Source organism: Streptomyces katrae (genome assembly GCF_000717655.1).
GTDB classification, from domain to species: Bacteria; Actinomycetota; Actinomycetes; order Streptomycetales; family Streptomycetaceae; genus Streptomyces; species Streptomyces katrae_B.
In genome coordinates this window covers 18,501-36,866 of the sequence record NZ_JNZY01000053.1, presented here as the reverse complement: position 1 = coordinate 36,866, position 18,366 = coordinate 18,501, and the positions used below count along the sequence as shown (strand labels likewise).

Genomic DNA, 18,366 nt, shown 5'->3' with positions numbered 1-18,366 from the left:
GCCTTCCGCTGGCTGACCCGATACAACACCCGCCGCCGGCACTCCCGCCTCGGCCAGCGAACTCCGATCGCCTACGAGAACGACCTCCAACCAGCAGCAGCTACCTGACCCAAGCCGCATAGATGTGTTCAAAATCCGGGGTGTACGTGCTCTGCAACGACATCGCCTGGCAACTTCTGCCCCCTGAGCTGGGGTTCGGCTCGGGGCAGACGTGCTGGCGGCGCCTGGAGCGGTGGCAGCAGGCCGGGGTCTTCGACCAGCTGCACCGCATCCTCCTCGCCGAACTGAACGCGGCCGGCCGCCTCGACTGGTCCAGGGCATGCGTGGACGGATCCCACATCCGCGCGAAAAAAGGGGCGCCGACACCGGTCCGTCGCCGGTCGACCGGCGGAAGACGGGCAGCAAACACCACCTGATCTGCGACGGACGCGGCACCCCGCTCAAAGTCATCACGACCGCGGCGAACGTCAACGACGTCACCCAGACCCTAGCCCTGGTCGACGGCATCCCACCTGTGGCGGGCCGACCCGGCCGTCCGCGCCGTCGTCCCGAGGCCGTGCTCGGAGACAAGGGCTACGACTCCAACCCCAACCGCGAGGAGCTGCGTAAACGCCGGATCCTGCCGGTCATCTCCCGCAAGGGAGCCCCGAACATCAAGGGTATGGGCAAGCTCCGCTACGTCGTGGAGCAGACCTTCGCCCTGCTCCACCACTTCAAACGACTCGCCGTCCGATGGGAACGCCGCACCGAACTCCACGACGCGCTCGTCTCCCTCGCCTGCAGCCTCATCTGCTGGCGACGCCTCAACAAGCCCGACTCATGATCGTGTTACGAGCTCTTCGTAACCCTGGCATCAGGGACTTCGCAAATCTCAGTACAGCTCAGTTGTTGAACGGGTAACTGTTGGTGCCTGCTGTTTGCGCCAAGGTGTGCATGGGTGTCTTCTTGTAGAAGGGGCTAATAGCCCGGAAGTGATCCGCATGACTAGTCCGTGGGTGTGTGCTCATTGCGGAGCCCTCCTGACGGCTGGCGCCGAGAGGTGCAGCCATTGTGGGCGTGATCTTGCACCTCGATCTCCTGACGGGTTTTCTGCGCCGCCCGATCCTCCCGCCGGGGCGCCTCCCGGGGGGCGCCCCGGCGGGGGCGGATGGAACGGGCCGTCCCCGGGAGAGGCCCGTCCGCTACCCGAGGCCTTCACTCCCGCCCGGCCTACGCAACCGGCCGCTGCGAGCTCTCAACCCACTCGGTCGCCCCACGTAAGCGGCGGAGTGGTGGAGGGGCAGGTGCGCGGAGTGCAGTCGCGCACCGAGCAGAAGCAGGGGCAATCAAACTACGAGACGGTGTGGGCGTTCCGGGTCGAACGCTATGACGAGGCCGGTAATCGGGTGCTGCTGGTGCCGGTGGAGATGCGGGGCTACGCGTTCGAAGGAGCGATTTCTGAAGGCGACTGGGTACGGGCACACGGCAAGATGAAGAGAGGCACGCTGCGGGCGAGCAGGCTGGAGAACCTGACAAGCGGGGCTGATGTCCAGGCGAAGATGGTACCCAAGATCATCTTGATCCTTGTATGTGTTGCCTTCGCCGCCTGGTTCGTCTTTCTCATCTTCCTAGGGGTCACGGATTACGGCGGCTGAGTGGCCTTGGTGCAGGCCGCTGATGATCTGGGAGTGGTCCGAATGACTAGTACTTGGGTGTGTGCTCACTGTGGAGCCCAAGCGACGCCCGGTGCCGAGAGGTGCAGCTATTGCGAGCATGATTTTGCCCGGCGGTCTCCCGGCGATTCTTCTGCATCGCCCGCTCCTCCCAGCGCGGCGCCTCCCGGCGTGCGCCCCGGCGGGGGCGGGTGGAACGGGCCGTCCCCGGTAGAGGGCCGTCGGCCACCCGAGGCACCCAGTTCTGCCAGGTCTCCTCGGCTGGCTGCTGTGAGCTCTCATCCTGCTCGGCCACTCCATGGCAGCAGTGAAGTGCTGGAGGGGCAGGTGCGCGGTGTGCAGACGCGCACTGAGCAACAGGGGGAATCAAGACCCGAAACAGTGTGGACGTTCCGGGTCGAACGCTATGACGAGGCAGGGAACCGGGTGATGCTGGTGCCGGTCGAGATGCGGGGCTACGCGTTCGAAGGGGCGATTTCCGAAGGCGACTGGGTACAGGCACGGGGCAAGATGAAACGGGGCACGCTCCGGGCGAGCAAAGTGGAGAACCTGACGAGTGGGGCTAGCGTTAACGCCAGGACGGTGCCCAAGAGTTGCTCCATCCCCGTCGCGATCGCCTTTGCCATCTTCTTTGCCGCCGTCCTCGCCTTTGTCATCTGGGGCTTCCTTCGGACAATGAGCGGGTGAGCAGACGATGCCGATCGAGCGCCTGACCGCGCAGGACCTGGACTATCTGCAACGCACTGGGTTCGAGCCACCCCGGCTTACCCCCGAAACGCACCTGACCCAAGCGCCGTACAACCTGCGCACTCTTGTGCGCGTCGCCGGTATCGGGCGGCTGGAGAAGACTCAGCGCACGCTCTGCGGCGGCACGAATAGCACACACCGCGACAGCCCGGACACGTATTCTCTGGACGGTGCCAACGGGTCGATTTCGCGAGACCTGTTGGTCGCCCTCTACACCTACCAGGTGCCGCTGGCCTTCATGGTCAGCTACGAACCAGGCCGGGCGTCATTTCATGTTGGTACATGGCTTCCCGAAGGCGGCAACAGGCCGGCGGCGCAAGAGAACGAGCGGCTGCTGGAGACAGCGTTGCGGGCGTTGTATCCGACCATTGACCTCCTCGCCGACGACCCGGTAACTGGAACATGGCAAATGGGCGGACTCGTCCTGGGCATTCCTACTCCTAGACCTCCCGACCCTGCCGACGGAGCTCTCCAGCTGGACCGACTAGTGCGCGCGCTGCACCAGGTGCGGTGGGCCGCACTGATCCTGGCTCAGCCCATCGGCGAGACGCTCGTCCGTGACCTCAAACTCAGGCTGATCAACGAGATGCGCTCGGTCCAAACCGCCACACAGACGGGCGGCGTCCCCAGCCCGCTCGCCGACCACTACCTCGAAATGCTCGGGGTGCAACTCAGAGCTTTCACCGATGCTCAGGGCACCGGCGCTTGGCGCACCGCCGCCTACCTCCTCGGTGACCCCGACGGATATCCCCAGATCGCCAGCCTGTGGCGCGGCGTGTTCTCCGGCGACCGCTCGCTCCCCGAACCCGTACGCGTATCCGACCGCGATGACGTGCCCATGCTCGCCAACTCCTGGGCCATGCCCGACCCAGTCACCGACACCAGCGCCCAAGGACACTACCTCCAGCCCTTCCAGCACCAGACGCTGCTCACCTCGACACAGCTCGCCGCATACGTGCACTTCCCCAACGTGGAGACCAACGGCTTCGCCATCACCCAGGTCCCCGACTTCGACACCGTGCCGCCGCCTGCCGACCCTACAGCTCTTGGTCTGGGAACCCTGGTGGAGCACCAGCGGGTGACCGCCACAGCCTACGGAGTGCACCCTGCCAAGCTGACGCGCCACACGTTCGTCACCGGGGTCACGGGATCAGGCAAGACCAATACCGTGTTCCATCTGATGCGACAGGTCGCGCGTAGCGGTGTTCCTTTCCTTGTCCTGGAGCCGGCCAAGACCGAGTACCGGGTCCTTCTGCACGACAAGGAACTCGGTCATGAGCTGCAGGTGTTTACCCTTGGCAATGAGATGGTGTCGCCTGTCCGGCTGAACCCCTTCGAAGTACCGGAGGGCATCCCTGTCGCGGTCCATCTCGACCTGCTGCGATCTGCGTTCAACGCGAGCTTTGGAATGTGGACGCCTCTTCCGCAGATACTTGAAGTCAGCCTGCACGGCATCTACGAGGACAGGGGCTGGGACGTAACAACTGGCACCAACCGGCGACTCGACAGCGACTCCGACCGCTCGGCGGCGTTCCCCACGCTCACCGACCTCGTGCGCAAGGTCGAAGAGGTCATTCCACAGCTCGGCTACGAGGACAAGGTCACCGGCAACCTGCGTGCAGCGTTGCGAACCCGCCTGAACAGCCTACGGACCGGTGGCAAGGGACGAATGCTCGACGTCCGCCGCTCACTGCCGATCGAGCTCCTACTCGGGCGGCCGACCGTACTCGAGCTCGAAGGTATGGGCGACGATGACGATAAAGCCTTCATGATGGGACTGCTGATGATCCGGCTCGCCGAGCAACGCCGCGCCAATGGCGACGCCGAAGGACTCCGGCATCTCCTCATTATCGAAGAGGCGCACCGACTGCTCGCCAACACATCTGGCACACGCGGAGAAGAGGGCGAAGCCGACGTGCGTAGTAAGGCCGTCGAGACGTTCACAAACCTGCTCTCCGAGATCAGGGCCTATGGCCAGGGCGTCGTGGTCGTCGACCAAATCCCAGCCAAACTCGCACCGGATGTACTGAAGAACACCAACCTCAAAGTGGCGCATCGGATCGTTGCTGGAGACGATCGCGAGGTGCTAGGCGCAACGATGGTGATGACCTCCCGCCAGGACGTCGCCCTCGCCACGCTGCCAGTCGGACGAGCAGCAGTCTTCACCGACGGCGAGGACGCACCACTGCTCATCCAGGTGCCGCCCGCCAAAGGCGGATCGGGCACATGGCCGACCCACGACGACGTACGGCAGCACATGGCGCGGTATGACGCGGACGCAGGCCCGGACAGCTTGACGCCATCCACAGACTGCCACCAGAGGTGCCTGACCACACCCGCAGCCTGCGAGACGGCGCGCGCCCTCCTCAACCAGCCAAAGGTGATGCGCTCCTTCGCCCGAGCCATCCTATCCGCGGTGCAGACCCGCGGTGGCCTGGAACGCACCTGGCCAGACGTGACCGCCACCATCGAACCTCATCGGCCCAGATGGCTGGACCGCTCGGCACTGCTGGCCTGCCTGGCGCGCCACGGCGCCCGACACCTCGCAGACTCCCGCGGCGCCCGAGCCGGCTGGACCTACGCTGAGACAGCGTCCGTCGCCGACCTGATCGACAAGGCCCTGGTCGCCCTCCTGGAGGGCCACGATTCGACCGATGACGTAATCGCACTGCGACTGCAGCTGCTTGCGCTCCAAGGCGAGACCTACGGATCTTTCCAAGGCTGCGCCCGCATCTGGAAAGACCGCCCAGGGCCCTGCCTGTGCGCGCACCCGGTAGCTGAATTGGTGGCCGCGGGCGGGTTCCTTAGACCCTGGACCGAGGCGCGCGAGGCCGACCGCGCCTCGCACGAAGGCGGCCGACCCGCGGCGTGGGAGATCTCTAAAGACGCCGCCTACCAGCTCATCGAATTCCCAGCCGAAGGTCAACCCTTGGGCCTCGCAACACAGCTGAAAGACGTTGCCAATTGCACCGCCCTGTGCTTCGCACAACAGATGCTCGCAGCCGAAGAATGGGCTCATCCAGCCACCGCGCGTCGCGCACTGACCCAGCTGCTCACCCAAATGAGCCGCGACGCAGTCGCAATCACCCAGGAAACAGACGATGAGTGAACCAACAGGCCAATCCTCGATGAGCGAGGGCGCTGAGGCGTCCTCGATGAGCGAGGCCGCCGAGGCCGAGTCACCAGGCGCAGGATCCAACGACCGGGGCGAAGGCGAACAGGGCAAGGCAGTTGGGGCAGGCCAGGGAGACAGTGCGGCGGGGGCAGTGGACGACGGTACGACCGGCGGAAGTGAGTGGAGCCTGCCAGCAACTGGAGGTCTGGACGTTGGGGCAGGCCAGGGAGACAGTGCGGCGGGGGCAGTGGACGACGGTACGACCGGCGGAAGTGATTGGAGCCTGCCAGCAACTGGAGGTGAAACTCAACTGGCGTTCTCTTTCTCAGGTTTTGGGCCCGCGCCCGGAGTAGGGGCAGCTGGGCCTGCCGGTCCGCCTGCTCCGCCAGCTGGGCCTGCCGGTCCGCCTGCTCCGCCAGCTGGGCCTGCCGGTCCGCCTGCTCCGCCAGCAACACCACCACCTGAGACGCCTGCTCCGCCAGCTGGGCCTGCCGGTCCGCCTGCTCCGCCAGCTGGGCCAGCGGAAATACCGGCTGGTCCGCCGGTTGCTCCGCCGGTAGTACCGCCTGCTCCTGCAGCACCACCGGAGTGTCTGTCCCTACCGAGCGCAGACGTTTGGCATCCGGCGCCTGGTCACCCTGAGGGGATTGAAGGCGACCGGCACGGGACGCCCCTGGCAGAGATTCAGGCACGCAACCAGATGGCCTGGGATACGTCCAGTGTCGCGACAAGCTCTGTACTGGGCTCCCTATTTTCCGCCATGGCCAGGCTTAATGGCGAAAAGGATCCGGAACGCGTACATGCATGGGCGGTCGCTGGCCAACTTGTCGGCGAATTCGCCAGAGCCGTCGCCCAAGATGGCACGGCCCGCAAATACAATGAAACGGTAGGTCAGCCTCCCGCGCAGAAGGATAGGTACACTGAGCGGCCATTGCGGACTGCCCAAACGGTGGTACAGGAGAAGGTTGACGCTATCGTCAACAACTTCCGAAATGACCCTCAGAAGCTCGAGGAACATCTTAGCCCAGGTGCGATCAACCGGCTAGGAGAGGCAGCCTACCGATTCACCGTAGGAGCGATCGACGAAAACCAACTACGGAGCGCCTTGGGCAGAGAATATGGAAACGCAGTCGAACGGGCGACAATTAAGTCACTTCAGGAAGAAGGGGTCGTCTCCATAGGTAAATCGCGCAACACTAGAGGGCAATTCAAGTCGTCGACAGATCTACGTTTTACGAGCGGAGAATTTGCAGGACAGGAAATAGAGATCACCACGGCTCAGGCTTGGGCTCGGCATACCATGCGCGACTATGGCCTTGAGGTGGGGTACGCCTTGTACGAGATTGATTATCCGAACCTGATGCGCTTCCTCCGCGGCCCTCCTCGTTGACCCTCTCGACCGAGTGCTACGTGGTCATGCTTGAGGCCGAGCATGCCGCCCTGCGTTGACCTTGGAGTGTTCGGGCTTTCGTGTCAGCCCCTAGGTGCGGCTGTCCCTCAGGAGGGACTGAAACGAGTAATCGTCAATTGTGGATTCGCCGATCACGTTCTGGTTGATCGGAGAGAGTCGCACTCGTTCGTCGCCGGCTGGAAGGCTTCCTCGACGGGTGCAGATCTTCTCAGGGAGCTATGGGTGACGCTGTGAGTATGCGTTTGTGCTGGTAGCGGGCTCGGTGGTTGCGATTGAACTCCTGCTGCTCGTGCCAGGCCCAGTAGGTTATCGAAGTCGCCGTTGCTGCGTAGTGCGCGGAGCTTGAGGACCACTTCGGCGCCAGCCAGGCCCCAGTGGGCGCCGGTGATATCGAGGCGGTCTTTGACCAGGTGGCGGCAGGCTCCTTCGATGATGCCGGTGGCGATCGGGTAGCCGGCGGCCAACGCGATGTCGTAGCGCAGGAACTCGGCCTTGGCGGTGAGGTAGCCGATCGCGGTGGTGCATCCTTTCCGGTGCGCGCCTGGGCGCCTGTATCGAGCACGCAATCACTCTGACTTATGACCGCGTCACGGCCCAGGTCAAGAAGCCGCCTTTACGTTGGTAGCGCCGCTTGCCCGCGGCCAGAGACGCGCAAACGAGGCCGCCCCTTCCACTCCACTTGCCCACATGGAGCAAGAGCACCACAGTAACCCTTAGAGGTCATCTCATTTGGATGACTGGGTAAGCTGTCGGTCGTGGCGGGGATTGTTGAGCGGCTGGTGCCGGATGAGTTGTGGGTGCTGTTCCAGCGGGTGGTGCCGGAGGCGCCGTCGCGGCCTCAGGGCGGTGGCCGGCGTCGGCACGGTGACCGGGAGGTGCTGGCGGCGATCGTGTTCGTCGCCACCTCGGGCTGTACCTGGCAGCAGCTGCCCGCGGCATCGTTCGGACCATCGGGGGCGACAGCCCACCGGCGCTTTTCCGAGTGGACGAAGGCGCGGGTGTGGGCCAAGCTCCACCGTTTGGTCCTCGACGAACTCGGCGCCCGCGGCGAGCTGGACTGGTCCCGCTGCGCGATCGACTCCGTCAACATGCGGGCCCTGAAAAGGGGGACCTGACAGGTCCGAATCCTGTCGATCGGGGCAAGTACGGATCGAAGATCCACTTGATCACCGAGAGGACCGGTCTGCCCCTGTCCGTCGGAATCTCAGGGGCGAACCTGCACGACAGCCAGGCACTCGAACCCCTCGTCCGCGGCATACCGCCCATCAGGTCGCGCCGCAGACGCCAGCGGCGCAAGCCCGGCAAGCTCCATGCAGACAAGGGCTATGACTACGCCCACCTGCGGAAATGGTTACGTGGACGCGGCATCACACACCGCATCGCCCGTAAGGGCATCGAGTCTTCGCAACGTCTGGGCCGCCACCGCTGGACCATCGAACGCACCATGGCCTGGCTCGCCGGCTGTCGCCGACTCCACCGCCGCTACGAACGCAAAGCCGAACACTTCCTCGCCTTCACCAGCATCGCCTGCACCCTCATCTGCTACCGCAGAATCGCCAAATGAGATGACGTCTTAGATTCATCCGCACTGTAGGTTTCGCTCCGGCCAAAGCCGCCGCAGTGGTGAAGCCTTCCGGCGTTCGGTCTCGTTGGTCAGACATGCCGCCTCCCGCGCGCAACGCACGAGGATCTGTGGCTTGGCGCTCGCCGCTGAGATTCCCCGCGGGGTGCCAGATTCTCAGTGGGGTGTTGCTTCCTATGGTCTGCCCACCTGAGCATGATCGCCTCTGGGCCGACCGACTGGGGATTCGGGGAGTATCCGAGCAGGGAACACTGCCCACGGCGTTCAGTTTCCTGAACGCCGTGGGCAGTGCCGTGGCGAGGTGGGAGGTTCGCAGGTGGAAGCTGAGTGGGTGAGGCTGGGAGGGTGGTTACGGCCGGCGGGCGAGCGGTACGACCACGTGGCCGGCACGTTGGGCAAGTTCGTCACGCAAAGCCTGGCTGTCGTGGTGCAGGGCGGCGATGGCGGTGGCTGCGGCCTGGAGTCGGTTCTGCAACCGGGTGCACTCCCCGGTCTTCTCCGACAGTCTCTTGCGGAGTCGGCTGATCTCGGCATCCCGGCTGGCCTCCCCGGCGGTGGCGGAGCCTTGAGCGGCGACGTGGGCATCCCATTCGGCAAGGATCGGCTGGGCCCGGTTCATCGTCGCGCGACTGACCTGGGCTTCGCGCCAGAGGTTCTCCTTCGTCAGCCGTCCGTCGGTACGCTGCGGCTTGCCCGCGAAAAGCCGCAGCATCGCCGCGCGCAGGGCCTTGGCGGTTTCGGCGGAGACGCCGTCTTCAGTGATGCGGGGGCGGTGCGTCATGGAGTGGTGCCTCGGATCGTGTGCAGGACTGCCTCGGCGCGTTCGGCCTCCCTGGTGATCAGGGCCTTGCGGCAGGCGGGCAGGCCGGGAGTCTGGAGCAGCTTGAGCTGGGTGCGGTGGTGCGCGTCGTAGAACGGCATGTGCTCGGTGCCGATCACGCTGTTTGGGCAGCGGTCGGGGCGGCAGCGGTCCTCCAGCGGGCCGGTGTGCCCTTCGGGGACGATCGCGTTGTCCAGGCATACGGCCCCGGCCGGGTTGCGCTCGTCGAAGAGGCAGTTGTTGAGCGCGCCGAAGCGGATCGTGATCCGCGCCTTGCGGAGCAGGTCGTCCTCGACGCGGGCATCTCCGTGGCGGGCCTTGACCGTGGCCATAATCTGGTCGAATAAGCCCTTGAGGCGTTCGGCTCCGGGCCCGAATCCAATCTCCTCACCTCTACCGTGAACCTGGTACAGGTCCTTGAGCCGGCGGAACCGGGCAGCATGGACGGTGTCGTCCAGGTGTTTGGCCCATGAGGCGTCGGGCGCCGCGTAGCCGCGGGTGGACCGGTTGGCCAGAGCGCGGGTGGCAATGTGCTTGAGCTGCATACCCAGCGCGATCTCGGAGCCGGCGAACTGGTCGGTGAGCATCGCCATCGTTCTGCGGAACATATGGGGCCGGACCTTGCCCTTGGGGATCAGCTCCAGCCCGGACCAGGCCCGGCCGGCGTTGACGAAGGCGATGAACGAGTCCACCATGTCGCCGCCGTCGAGTTCCTCGTTGACCGCCCCTGGCTGCAGGGGTGCGAAGACCCGCGAGGGGTTAGGGGACACCGCTTCGGCGACAGTGATGGCCTCGGCGACCGGCTCGCTGATCCACCAGTGCTTTCGCGGGCGTGCCTGGTGGCCTTTGACGAGGGTGGAGGCGATGGCCGGCGCGTTGAAGTGCTCGACCATGCTGCCGCGGGCGATCTCCTGCAACTCGGAGTCCCGCATCATTGATAGGGCGCCTACCAGCACGAACGAGGCGTTACGCAGGATGGTCGCCAGCCGGGACAGTTCATACAGGTCAAACCCCGGGTGCCAGGGACCGGTGCTGCCGTCCGGGCGGGTCACCTCAGTCAGCTCTACGGGCAGCCCGTAGGCGTAGCGGCCTTCTGCTACCGCTCGGAGCACCTTGGCCCGCCGCCTTCGGCTGGCTGCCGAGCTCCGTCCGAACAGCGAGCCGTGGTGCCGGTCCTCTACGCCTAGCATCAGCATCAGCATCCCCCAGTAGACCTCGGGGGGCTGATCTTCGGGCCACTCCGGGTCGTAGTGGCAGGGCACCTTGTTCGCCGGGTCGGCCAACCACGCGTCCACTTCCGCGTCCTTCCCCGCGGCCGACGGCCCTGCGGCGGTGCGCAGCTGTTCGGCCTGGCGCAGAGCGCGGAAGATGTCCGGGGCGAAGGTGTGGATGTACGTCCACGCCGCGCGGACGAGCGGGAACCAGATCTCGGGCGGGATCGCCTTCGTGGACAGCGTCCCGTCGCGCACATCCTTGGCGACCTGCGCTGCCAGCTTCCCCGGCCAGGGGTTGCCCGCCGGCCAGCCGCAGCTGAGTGCCGGGGCGAATGCCGCCATCTTCTGCACGAAGGCGACATGCCGGGTCAGGGTTGGGGGCTCGACGTCAGACTTGAGGACCTTGATGCGCCGCCGGAGGTCGGCCTCACTCCAGTACGCCGGATCATCGGGGAGACCGTCTTGGCGGGCCCATTCGATCAGGCCGCGAAGGCAGCTCATGTTCAAGTTGATGGTGCCGATGTCCCAGGGGTCGAAGCCGAAGTGGAGTCCTGACGCCTGCAGCTGCTCGTGTTGGGGATTCGCCAGGATCGTCACGACTTCACGGGCGAGGAGGTTCCAACGTGGCTCTGCCAGATCCCCGGCCAGACGGATCTTCCACCAGGATGGGTGACGGTTGGCGGGCTTACGCACCACGCCGTTGAAGTCCAGGACCTCGGTGTCGCCGAATAGCGGGACCCGGCTTCGGGCCGGCGTGCCTGCGGAAGGAGAGGGCGGCTATGGACGATCGGCTCGTCCGCGCGGAACAGGGACTGCGGGCGGCCGCCGGGATTCGCAATGATCATGCGTCGAACTCCACGTGTGCAGACAGGGGAGGTCCAGTGAGACGTCCCCGGCGTCGATGTGCTTCTGTGCGAGGGCCTTCTCCTCCTCGGTGCGCTCATCGAGAGCGGCGCGGAGGTTGACGTACGACTGGCCCCACAGCCGCGTGAATGTCTTCGGGTCAAGCCGCCGCCGTACCTTCTCCAGGTGCTGAGCGAACAGCAGCAGCTGCGGCAGCTGGCTGGGCAGCACCCAAGCGTTACGGCATTCAAGGCAGCGCAGTGGCGCGACGGCGCAGAGTTCCCCCGGCGGGCTGAAGGGCGAGTCCCAGGGTTCTTGCAGTGCGAGACTCCCATGTCGAGCTCGCCCTGGACGATCCCGTCCGCTTGCTCCTTGTCCAGCCCCAGTTCCTGCAGCCGCTCGCTGTTCTCGGCGACCTCGGCCGCGTCGGACGAGATGACGGTCGGCCCGTGGACGGCCTGCTGGAACCAGTGGTCTTGAGCCGTGGTGATCACCTTGCCGGACAGGATCCGGAGCGTGGTGCCCTGGGCGTAGTGCCCGGCGAAGGTCTCCTCCAGGTGGTCGTCGGCGGCGACGCTGATCCGGCCGCCGGAGACGATGGCTTTCTCGACCTTGGTGGATTCCCGTAGCCGACCGATGTGGGCCTCGCCGTCGACCGTGACGGCGACCGAGGCCAGCCAGTCGGTGAATCGGTGGCCTTGCATGTTGGAATCCCAGCGGCCGAAGCGCAGCTCGTAGTACACCAGCGAGGGACGGACGAACAGGGTGTCGGTCACGTCCGGGCACCGCTCACGGACCTTCTCCGTCACGGCCAGCAGCCGGAGCACGATCGCGCTCACCTCGCGGCGGGGCCGGTCAAGCACCTCGCTTGCTGGCAACTCGCCCTCGTCGAGGCTCTGGGATGCGGCGGCGTCACGGAAGGCCCGGTGGCGCACTCGGTGGGCGCGGTTTTTGACCAGAGTCAGGCGTACGCCTTTGGGGAGGAACTCGATGTTCCCCTCGCCGAAGCCCGTGACCTCCTCCGGGGCGTGCCCGGTGGCGTCCATCAGCAGTACCCGGAAGGCATGGAGGTCCAGGTTGGTGGGGTACAGGCGGGTGATCAGCCGCCAAGCCAGGTCCCGTCTGGCTCGCCGCTGTGTGACCGTGCCGTCCGGGTTGATCACCATCTCCCGCAGCTCGTCGGGCCACTGTGACGTCAGCGGCGGCAGCCGGTCCGCGATCTGTCGCGGCTGGATCACTCCCCGGGACAGCCCCCACAGCAGATCCGGCAGGTGCAGCCAGTCCCCTTCATCCGGGTGCCGGCCCTGAGCCGCCAGTGCCCAGCCGGCGACGAGCCGCTTCTCCAGGGCGTGCACCGCCGACCATGCGGCCTTGATCAGCGCCTGCTTGTCGGTCCGGCTGAACTCGTCCCGCTCCGACGTCTCTCCCCAGGGCGTCAAGGTACGGCCGCGGGCGAACTTGGCGAGGGATTCATCGACCGTCCGTTCGGGATGGTCGTCCCGCCGCACGATCAGGAGCCTCACACCAGACGACATCACCCCGGGCTGACGCGACCCGTCCTTGTAGGCGGTGGGCAAGGTGCGCTCCCACCGAGCCAGCAGCGGCAGCAGATCCGCCGACTCCAGCGACAGGGATGCCGAGTCGCTGTACGAGTCGTCCAAGCCGGAGCACACCAGGTCGACCGCGCGCGCGTAATCGCGGGACGCTGAGGCCGAGAGATCGGTAGACGCGACGTACTCGGCCCATTCGTCGGCGAGCTGCGCGGCCAGCCGCGAGCACCGGTAGTCCGCCGGGTCGATGTAGTGGAGGCGCTCCCGACCCTGGTCATCGACCGCGACCACACGGACGCCGATCCGGTTGTCCCCGCTCAGCGCCCCCAGCGCAGCACGCAGGAACTCGGTCCGCTCGGCCGACATCGCCCCCCCCGCTTGCGCGCCATCAGTTCGCCCCCGCCGGCGACTTCTCCAGATGGAAGGCCCTGGCGGCGATCTGCGCGTACGTGGCCTCTTCGTCCGGGTCACCGAGCCACCCTGCGAACGCCGCCTCGTACTCGTGCACCAGATCGTCGGTGTACTCCAGGTACGCGTACGTGGTCTCCGGACTGGAATGACCGAGTCTGCGGCTCACGATCAGCAGCGGGTTGTAGCGGATGTGTCCGCTCACGTAGGAGCGGTGACGGCGCCGCCGCGCGGCCAGGTCCGGCTCGGCTCCGTCCATCTGCTGTTCCAGGTAGGTAAGGAGCTGCAAGGCGTACGTGTGGCGCAGATCGTGCCAGCGCCACCTCTTGGCGGGCAGCCGTGGCGTGGTCTCATTGGCCAGGGCGACCATCCGGCGCCAGGCTGCGTGCCGGTACCGCTTCCAGGAGTCCGCCTCCGGCATCAGACCGCCGCGGCAGAGGAACACCGCCATCGCCTCCAGCCCGAACTCCCCTTCCCAGACAGTGATCCGGCGGAGCTTGGGCGGCATGGCCTGCATGGAAAACACCTGGTGAATACCGTCGATGGTGCCGTGGATCCGGCCCGTCTCCGGCTCGACGCGGGAGACGACGAACAGCTCCCGGTGCTGGCGCTCCAGCCGTCGGGCCGCCGCCGCGGTCAACTCGCGGCGCTCCAGCAGGCAGTAGGTCTCGACCGTCCGCATGGCCTGCTCGGGGACGAAGATCCCGCGTTCCTTGCCGTATTTCGCGCATGCCTGGACATTGAACTCGGCCTCGTCCGCGTAGCGGTCCACGCCGATGCCCAGCTCGGGCAGCAGCACCGTGGCCCACTCCTGCCACCGCATACCGGTACACACGGACAGATCCGCGCCCGCCCGGTCGCGATGCGGGGAACTGCCCCGATAGGACGGGTTGAGCTGCGAATTCGGGCGCTGCCCGCCGAGCCCGACGTCCCGGAAGTAGCGGTACTGCTCCAGGGAAAGGTGCCGGATGTCCATTCCTCGCCGCGTCCGCGGGCTCAGGGCATTCCGCCCGCGTGACGCCACCCGCATCGGTCGGCGCCTCAGGTATCGCTGCTCGACCGCGAAGGTGAAGAACTGGTCCAGCACCGACGACTCCTTCGACCACGCCGAGGAGCCGACCGGCTTCTTCTGCGACTGCGTGCGCCACTTCTTGTAGGCCACGATGTCGGCCTCCGTGGCCGTGAGCACGTCGTGCTCACGCCCGGCTTGGTGGCCGCTGAACCGGGCCATGATGCGCCCGTAGTCCCTCAAGGTGCCTTCGGCCAGATCGGCGTACGACATGCTCCGACCCCACGAGCACAGCGGCTCCACCGGCATCATCGTCTCGTCGTCCAGATAGATCGGCGTGCCGTCCGAGATCCCCTGAAGCTCCAACAGCCTGGCCGCCTCGGCACCCGTCAAGACTGGACTGTCCAAATAGCGGCGCACCAACGCCGTGTCAACTGCGAACAACTGCATACTCGTTGCCTCCCGAGACATCTGAGAGACGAGAGATGGCAGTCAGCAGAGAACTCGTGGCCACCCTTCACCGGTACGAGGGACGACCGATGAGACAGATCTGAAACGCCCCAAGAAAGGGACCTCTGCGTGGTCCCCGCCACGGCCGCCGCGGCGAGCTGGAGGGCGCCCGCCGCCGCGAGCACCGCCAGCCAGACCGGCCCGGGACCGGCGATCAGCAGGGGCACACCCGCCGCCGGGCAGGTGGCGAAGCCGGCGAGCAGGGTGCGGCCGGGGCCGAAGCGGGCCACGATCCGCGGGGCCAGCAGCGCGCCAGCGAGCGCGCCCGCGCCGGACAGGCCCATCACGATTCCCAGCCCGGTCGCCCCAGCCTCCAAGGAGGTAAGCAGGTAGTACGCGCACAGGGCCCCGCTGACGCCGACGCCCACGCCGGTCAGGGTCAGTGCCAGTACGAGATCCCGCACCAACGGGGTCCGGGCCGTGTAGGCGAGTCCCTCACCGATCTCTCCCACGATCCGGCGCCGCCGCCCGCGGGCGGCGGCGGTCTCCCCCACCGGGGCGCCGGGCTCCGGGATCCGGGCCGCGCACCAGGCGGACACCAAATAGGAGAGGACGTCGAGCCAGAACGACCGGGCCGCGCCGAGCACGGCGACGACGGCGGTACCCAGGTACGTGCCGGCCGTGTCAGCGGCCCCGAACGCGGCGCCGACGCGGGCGTTGGCCCGGTGGAGCCGGTCCGGGTCCACCAGCTGCGGCACGAACGCGATGGCCGCCGCCTGATGCACCACGGTCACCGCGCCCAGGACCAGCGCGACTCCGTACAGGACCGGCATGGACAGCACCCCGGCCGCGGCCGCCGCAGGGATGACCGCGACCGCCGCGGCGGCGGCCAGCTCGGTGCCCACCATCAGGGCGCGTTTCCCGTGCCGGTCTACGACGGCTCCGGCCGGCAGGGCGAGGAGGAAGGTGGGCAGGTGCGTCAGGGAGGCCAAGAGCGCGGCCTGACCTGCCGTCGCCTCCAGTTCCAGCACGGCGAGGGCGGGCAGGGCCACCAGGTGCACCGACGTGCCCACGAGCCCGGCAGCCTCCCCACTCAGGTACAGCGTGAAGCCCGGCCCGAGCCGCGTCCCGGCTTGCGCGCCGGTGCTCATGCGTGGTCTCGCGCGGTGGTGTCGTCGTGGTTACCGGTGGGCTGGGTGGGGATCGTCGCCTCGAAGGCGGAGGCCTGGACGAGGTAGGCGTCGCGGAACTCGCCTGTGCCAGTGGCCGGGTCCATCAGTTCCTCGAAGGTGCCGGACTCGGCGACCCGCCCGTCCTTCAGAACGTGGATGAGGTCCGCGTGGCGCACGGAGTGTAGGCGGTGGGTGATGAGCACGATCGTCTGCCCGGTGGTCGCGGCCAGGGCGCGGATCTGGTCGAAGACCCGTTGCTCGGCGACCGCGTCGAGGGCGCTGGTGGGCTCGTCCACGATCAGGATCTCGGCCTGCCTGTACTTGGCGCGGGTGATGCCGATGCGCTGCCACTGCCCGCCGGAAATCTGGTGCCCACCGCGGTAGCCGCGGGCCAGGAGGGTGCCCAGGCCGCGAGGCAGGTCGGCAAGGACCCGATCGGCTCCGGAGAACGCGGACGCCTCCCGGACCGCGTGGTCGTCGATGGCGGTACCGGGCTGGCCAATGCCGACGTTCACGCGGAAGGTGAAGGGCCACCGGTAGAAGTCCTGGGACATCAGGGCGACACGGCCGAAGACCTGGTCGCGGTCGGCGGTACGTGCGTCGACGCCGTCCCATCGGATGGTGCCGCTTCCCTCGTCCGGCAGATACAGGCCGGCCAGCAGCTTGACCAGGGTGGACTTCCCGGAGCCGTTCTCGCCCACCAGAGCGATGATCTTCCCCGCCGGGAAGGAGAGGCTGACGTCGCGCAGGGTGGGTTCCGGCACGGCGCTGCCGTTCCCGCTGCCGGGGTAGGTGAAGGTGACCTTCTCGAACCGGACCTCCCGCAGCCGCTCGGGAAGCGGGTCCCCGCCCACGGGGATGGCCCGGGCCCGCGCTTCCCGGCACAGACGCTCGAAGTCCGCGACGAACAAGCTCTCCTGGTGCAGTTCGGTGACCTGGAGCACCAGCGTGTCCAGGCTCGCGGCGCCGGTGCGGATGGCCAGGACGGCCGTGCCCGCGACCGCGAGTTCCATGGCCCCGCTCCACAGCAGGGCGCCCAGCGCGCCGTAGGTGAGCAGCGCGGCGATCCCGCCGGCGCCGTCGGCGGCGAGCCCGATCCGTGCGGCCCGGCGGGCCAGCCGGGTCTGCTCCCGCTCGCTGGTCTCGGCCATGGTCCGGAAGTGCCCCAGGAGGAAGGGCCCGACCCCATGGACGCGGACCTCCGCGGCCGCTTCCTTCTGGGTCAGCAGCTGGCCGAGGAGGTGCCCGGCACGGGCGTGCTGGACGAAGGCGTGGAAGGAGATGTACCGCTGGCGGGAGATCATCAGCGAACTCCACGCGCTCGGCAGCGTCATCAGGACCAGCAGCGGCAGCAGCAGCGGGTGCAGGACAGTCAGCACCCCGGCCGCGGCGATCAGGGAGACTGCGGCGTTGAGGGTGTTGGTGCAGTACCGGATCATGCGCCGGGCCGAGTCCGCACCGTACCGGGCGGCGTCCAGGAGCCGGTGGAACTCGTCGTCCTCGATCGCGGACAGCTCCGTACGGTGCACCAGCCCCAGATACTGCTCGGTGGCCACCCGCTGCACCTTCGGCTCCAACGCCCCCGTCGCCGCCGTCGAGGCCGAGCGCAGCAGCGACCCGAGGAACGCCGTGACCGCCACGACCGTGAGCGCGGGCACCGCCTGAATCAGGCGTTCGTTGGTGCTGCCGGCAGCGAGGACATGCCCGAGGACGCTGTTGACCGCGGCCAGGCCGACCGCCTGAGCGATGCCGCGGCCGGCCTCAGAGGCCAGGACCACCCGCAGGGCCCGCGCGTCGGCGAGGTGGGCCAGCCGCAGGCCGGTCCCCGCCAGCCGGGGGAGCTGGCGCGCCATCGTCCACAGCCCGAGCTTGAGCCAGGCCCCCTCGTGCTGGTCCCAGCCGACGTCGTAGGCCAGTTCGCCGCCGAAGAGAAGCCGCTCGGACTCCGACAACCCCGCAGCGCCGGATCCGCTTGCCGGGTCCTTGCTCACGCGGCCCTCCTGGTATCCGGTCGCGCATCGCGGCTGCGCCCGGCCGGGGGGTCAACGCGGCGGCGGCAGGACGGTCGCGGACACGGGCCAGGCCGGGATTGTTCGATTCGGGTGGCGGCGTCGGGCCGGTGCGGCAGGGGATGCACGGGGTCCTCCGTATGGGCGCATGGCTGGTACTGGTGCTCTAAGAACGGCTCCCTTTCGGGTGCGTCACGGCCGAATGGGGAGCGAATGGTGAACGCATGTTCTGGTCGAGTCCGGTGGGCTTGGCATGCCTGGCGTGGTGGTGTTGAAACTCGCTCGAACAGGTTCTGGTCACTGCGTCGGGGGATTGCGGGCCTCGTAACCGGCGCCGGGCTCGGTCGGCCACGGGCATGACGGGGAGGGCAGTGGCGGGGTGTG

The 18,366-nt window shown here is 67.3% G+C and carries 13 protein-coding genes and 1 pseudogene; 7 read left to right on the top strand and 7 right to left on the bottom strand.

Annotation, left to right across the window (positions count from 1 at the left end):
- The first annotated feature begins 122 nt into the window (after positions 1-122).
- The 6 genes from IF09_RS48680 to IF09_RS46070 all read left to right on the top strand — a co-directional run bounded on the left by IF09_RS48680 (position 123) and on the right by IF09_RS46070 (position 6,904).
- Positions 123-416: a transposase gene (locus IF09_RS48680; protein ID WP_199920532.1), complete on the top strand. Its 294-nt coding sequence runs from the start codon at positions 123-125 to the stop codon at positions 414-416.
- On the top strand, positions 320-823 hold the full coding sequence (locus IF09_RS44000) for an IS5 family transposase (protein ID WP_199920531.1): 504 nt from the start codon (positions 320-322) through the stop codon (positions 821-823). Before IF09_RS48680 ends, IF09_RS44000 begins: the two co-directional genes overlap by 97 nt.
- 469 nt (positions 824-1,292) lie before the next feature.
- Positions 1,293-1,634 carry a hypothetical protein gene (locus IF09_RS0136145; RefSeq protein WP_158710163.1) on the top strand — a complete coding sequence of 114 codons (342 nt, stop codon included), beginning with the start codon at positions 1,293-1,295 and terminating at the stop codon, positions 1,632-1,634.
- 354 nt (positions 1,635-1,988) lie between these two features.
- Positions 1,989-2,339, top strand: coding sequence for a hypothetical protein (locus IF09_RS0136140; RefSeq protein WP_158710162.1), 351 nt, complete (start codon positions 1,989-1,991; stop codon positions 2,337-2,339).
- A 7-nt stretch (positions 2,340-2,346) separates the two neighbouring features.
- Positions 2,347-5,508 carry an ATP-binding protein gene (locus IF09_RS42225; RefSeq protein WP_051833512.1) on the top strand — a complete coding sequence of 1,054 codons (3,162 nt, stop codon included), beginning with the start codon at positions 2,347-2,349 and terminating at the stop codon, positions 5,506-5,508.
- A 766-nt stretch (positions 5,509-6,274) separates the two neighbouring features.
- Positions 6,275-6,904, top strand: a complete 630-nt coding sequence (locus IF09_RS46070; protein WP_158710161.1) for a hypothetical protein — start codon at positions 6,275-6,277, stop codon at positions 6,902-6,904.
- 229 nt (positions 6,905-7,133) lie between these two features.
- Here the strand turns inward: IF09_RS46070 and IF09_RS47670 are convergent.
- Positions 7,134-7,458, bottom strand: a pseudogene (locus IF09_RS47670) (ISKra4 family transposase); the annotation flags it as partial.
- A 231-nt stretch (positions 7,459-7,689) separates the two neighbouring features.
- Here IF09_RS47670 and IF09_RS43995 point away from each other — a divergent pair.
- Positions 7,690-8,489, top strand: a protein-coding gene (locus tag IF09_RS43995; RefSeq protein WP_199920533.1) for an IS5 family transposase whose coding sequence is annotated in 2 segments (ribosomal slippage) — positions 7,690-8,029 and positions 8,029-8,489 — 801 coding nt in all. Because the reading frame shifts where the segments join, the coding sequence is not laid out codon by codon here.
- Between the two features lie 367 nt (positions 8,490-8,856).
- On the opposite strand, the gene IF09_RS0136115 is transcribed toward IF09_RS43995, so the two are convergent.
- From IF09_RS0136115 to IF09_RS0136090, 6 genes are read right to left on the bottom strand one after another with little or no spacing between them, the layout of a single operon-like run.
- Positions 8,857-9,288 (bottom strand): hypothetical protein, encoded by a 432-nt coding sequence (locus IF09_RS0136115; protein ID WP_030303243.1) that lies wholly within the window; start codon positions 9,286-9,288, stop codon positions 8,857-8,859.
- Positions 9,285-11,138, bottom strand: a complete 1,854-nt coding sequence (locus tag IF09_RS0136110; RefSeq protein WP_234321283.1) for an integrase — start codon at positions 11,136-11,138, stop codon at positions 9,285-9,287. The genes IF09_RS0136115 and IF09_RS0136110 overlap by 4 nt, the downstream gene beginning before the upstream one ends.
- Positions 11,135-13,405 (bottom strand): hypothetical protein, encoded by a 2,271-nt coding sequence (locus IF09_RS41155; RefSeq protein ID WP_234321282.1) that lies wholly within the window; start codon positions 13,403-13,405, stop codon positions 11,135-11,137. Before IF09_RS41155 ends, IF09_RS0136110 begins: the two co-directional genes overlap by 4 nt.
- Complete coding sequence (locus IF09_RS0136100; RefSeq protein WP_234321281.1) at positions 13,323-14,744, bottom strand: site-specific integrase; 1,422 nt, start codon at positions 14,742-14,744, stop codon at positions 13,323-13,325. The genes IF09_RS41155 and IF09_RS0136100 overlap by 83 nt, the downstream gene beginning before the upstream one ends.
- Complete coding sequence (locus IF09_RS43990) at positions 14,741-15,952, bottom strand: MFS transporter (protein WP_078613680.1); 1,212 nt, start codon at positions 15,950-15,952, stop codon at positions 14,741-14,743. The genes IF09_RS0136100 and IF09_RS43990 overlap by 4 nt, the downstream gene beginning before the upstream one ends.
- Positions 15,949-17,964, bottom strand: a complete 2,016-nt coding sequence (locus IF09_RS0136090; RefSeq protein ID WP_037636987.1) for an ATP-binding cassette domain-containing protein — start codon at positions 17,962-17,964, stop codon at positions 15,949-15,951. Before IF09_RS0136090 ends, IF09_RS43990 begins: the two co-directional genes overlap by 4 nt.
- Between the last annotated feature and the right edge of the window lie 402 nt (positions 17,965-18,366).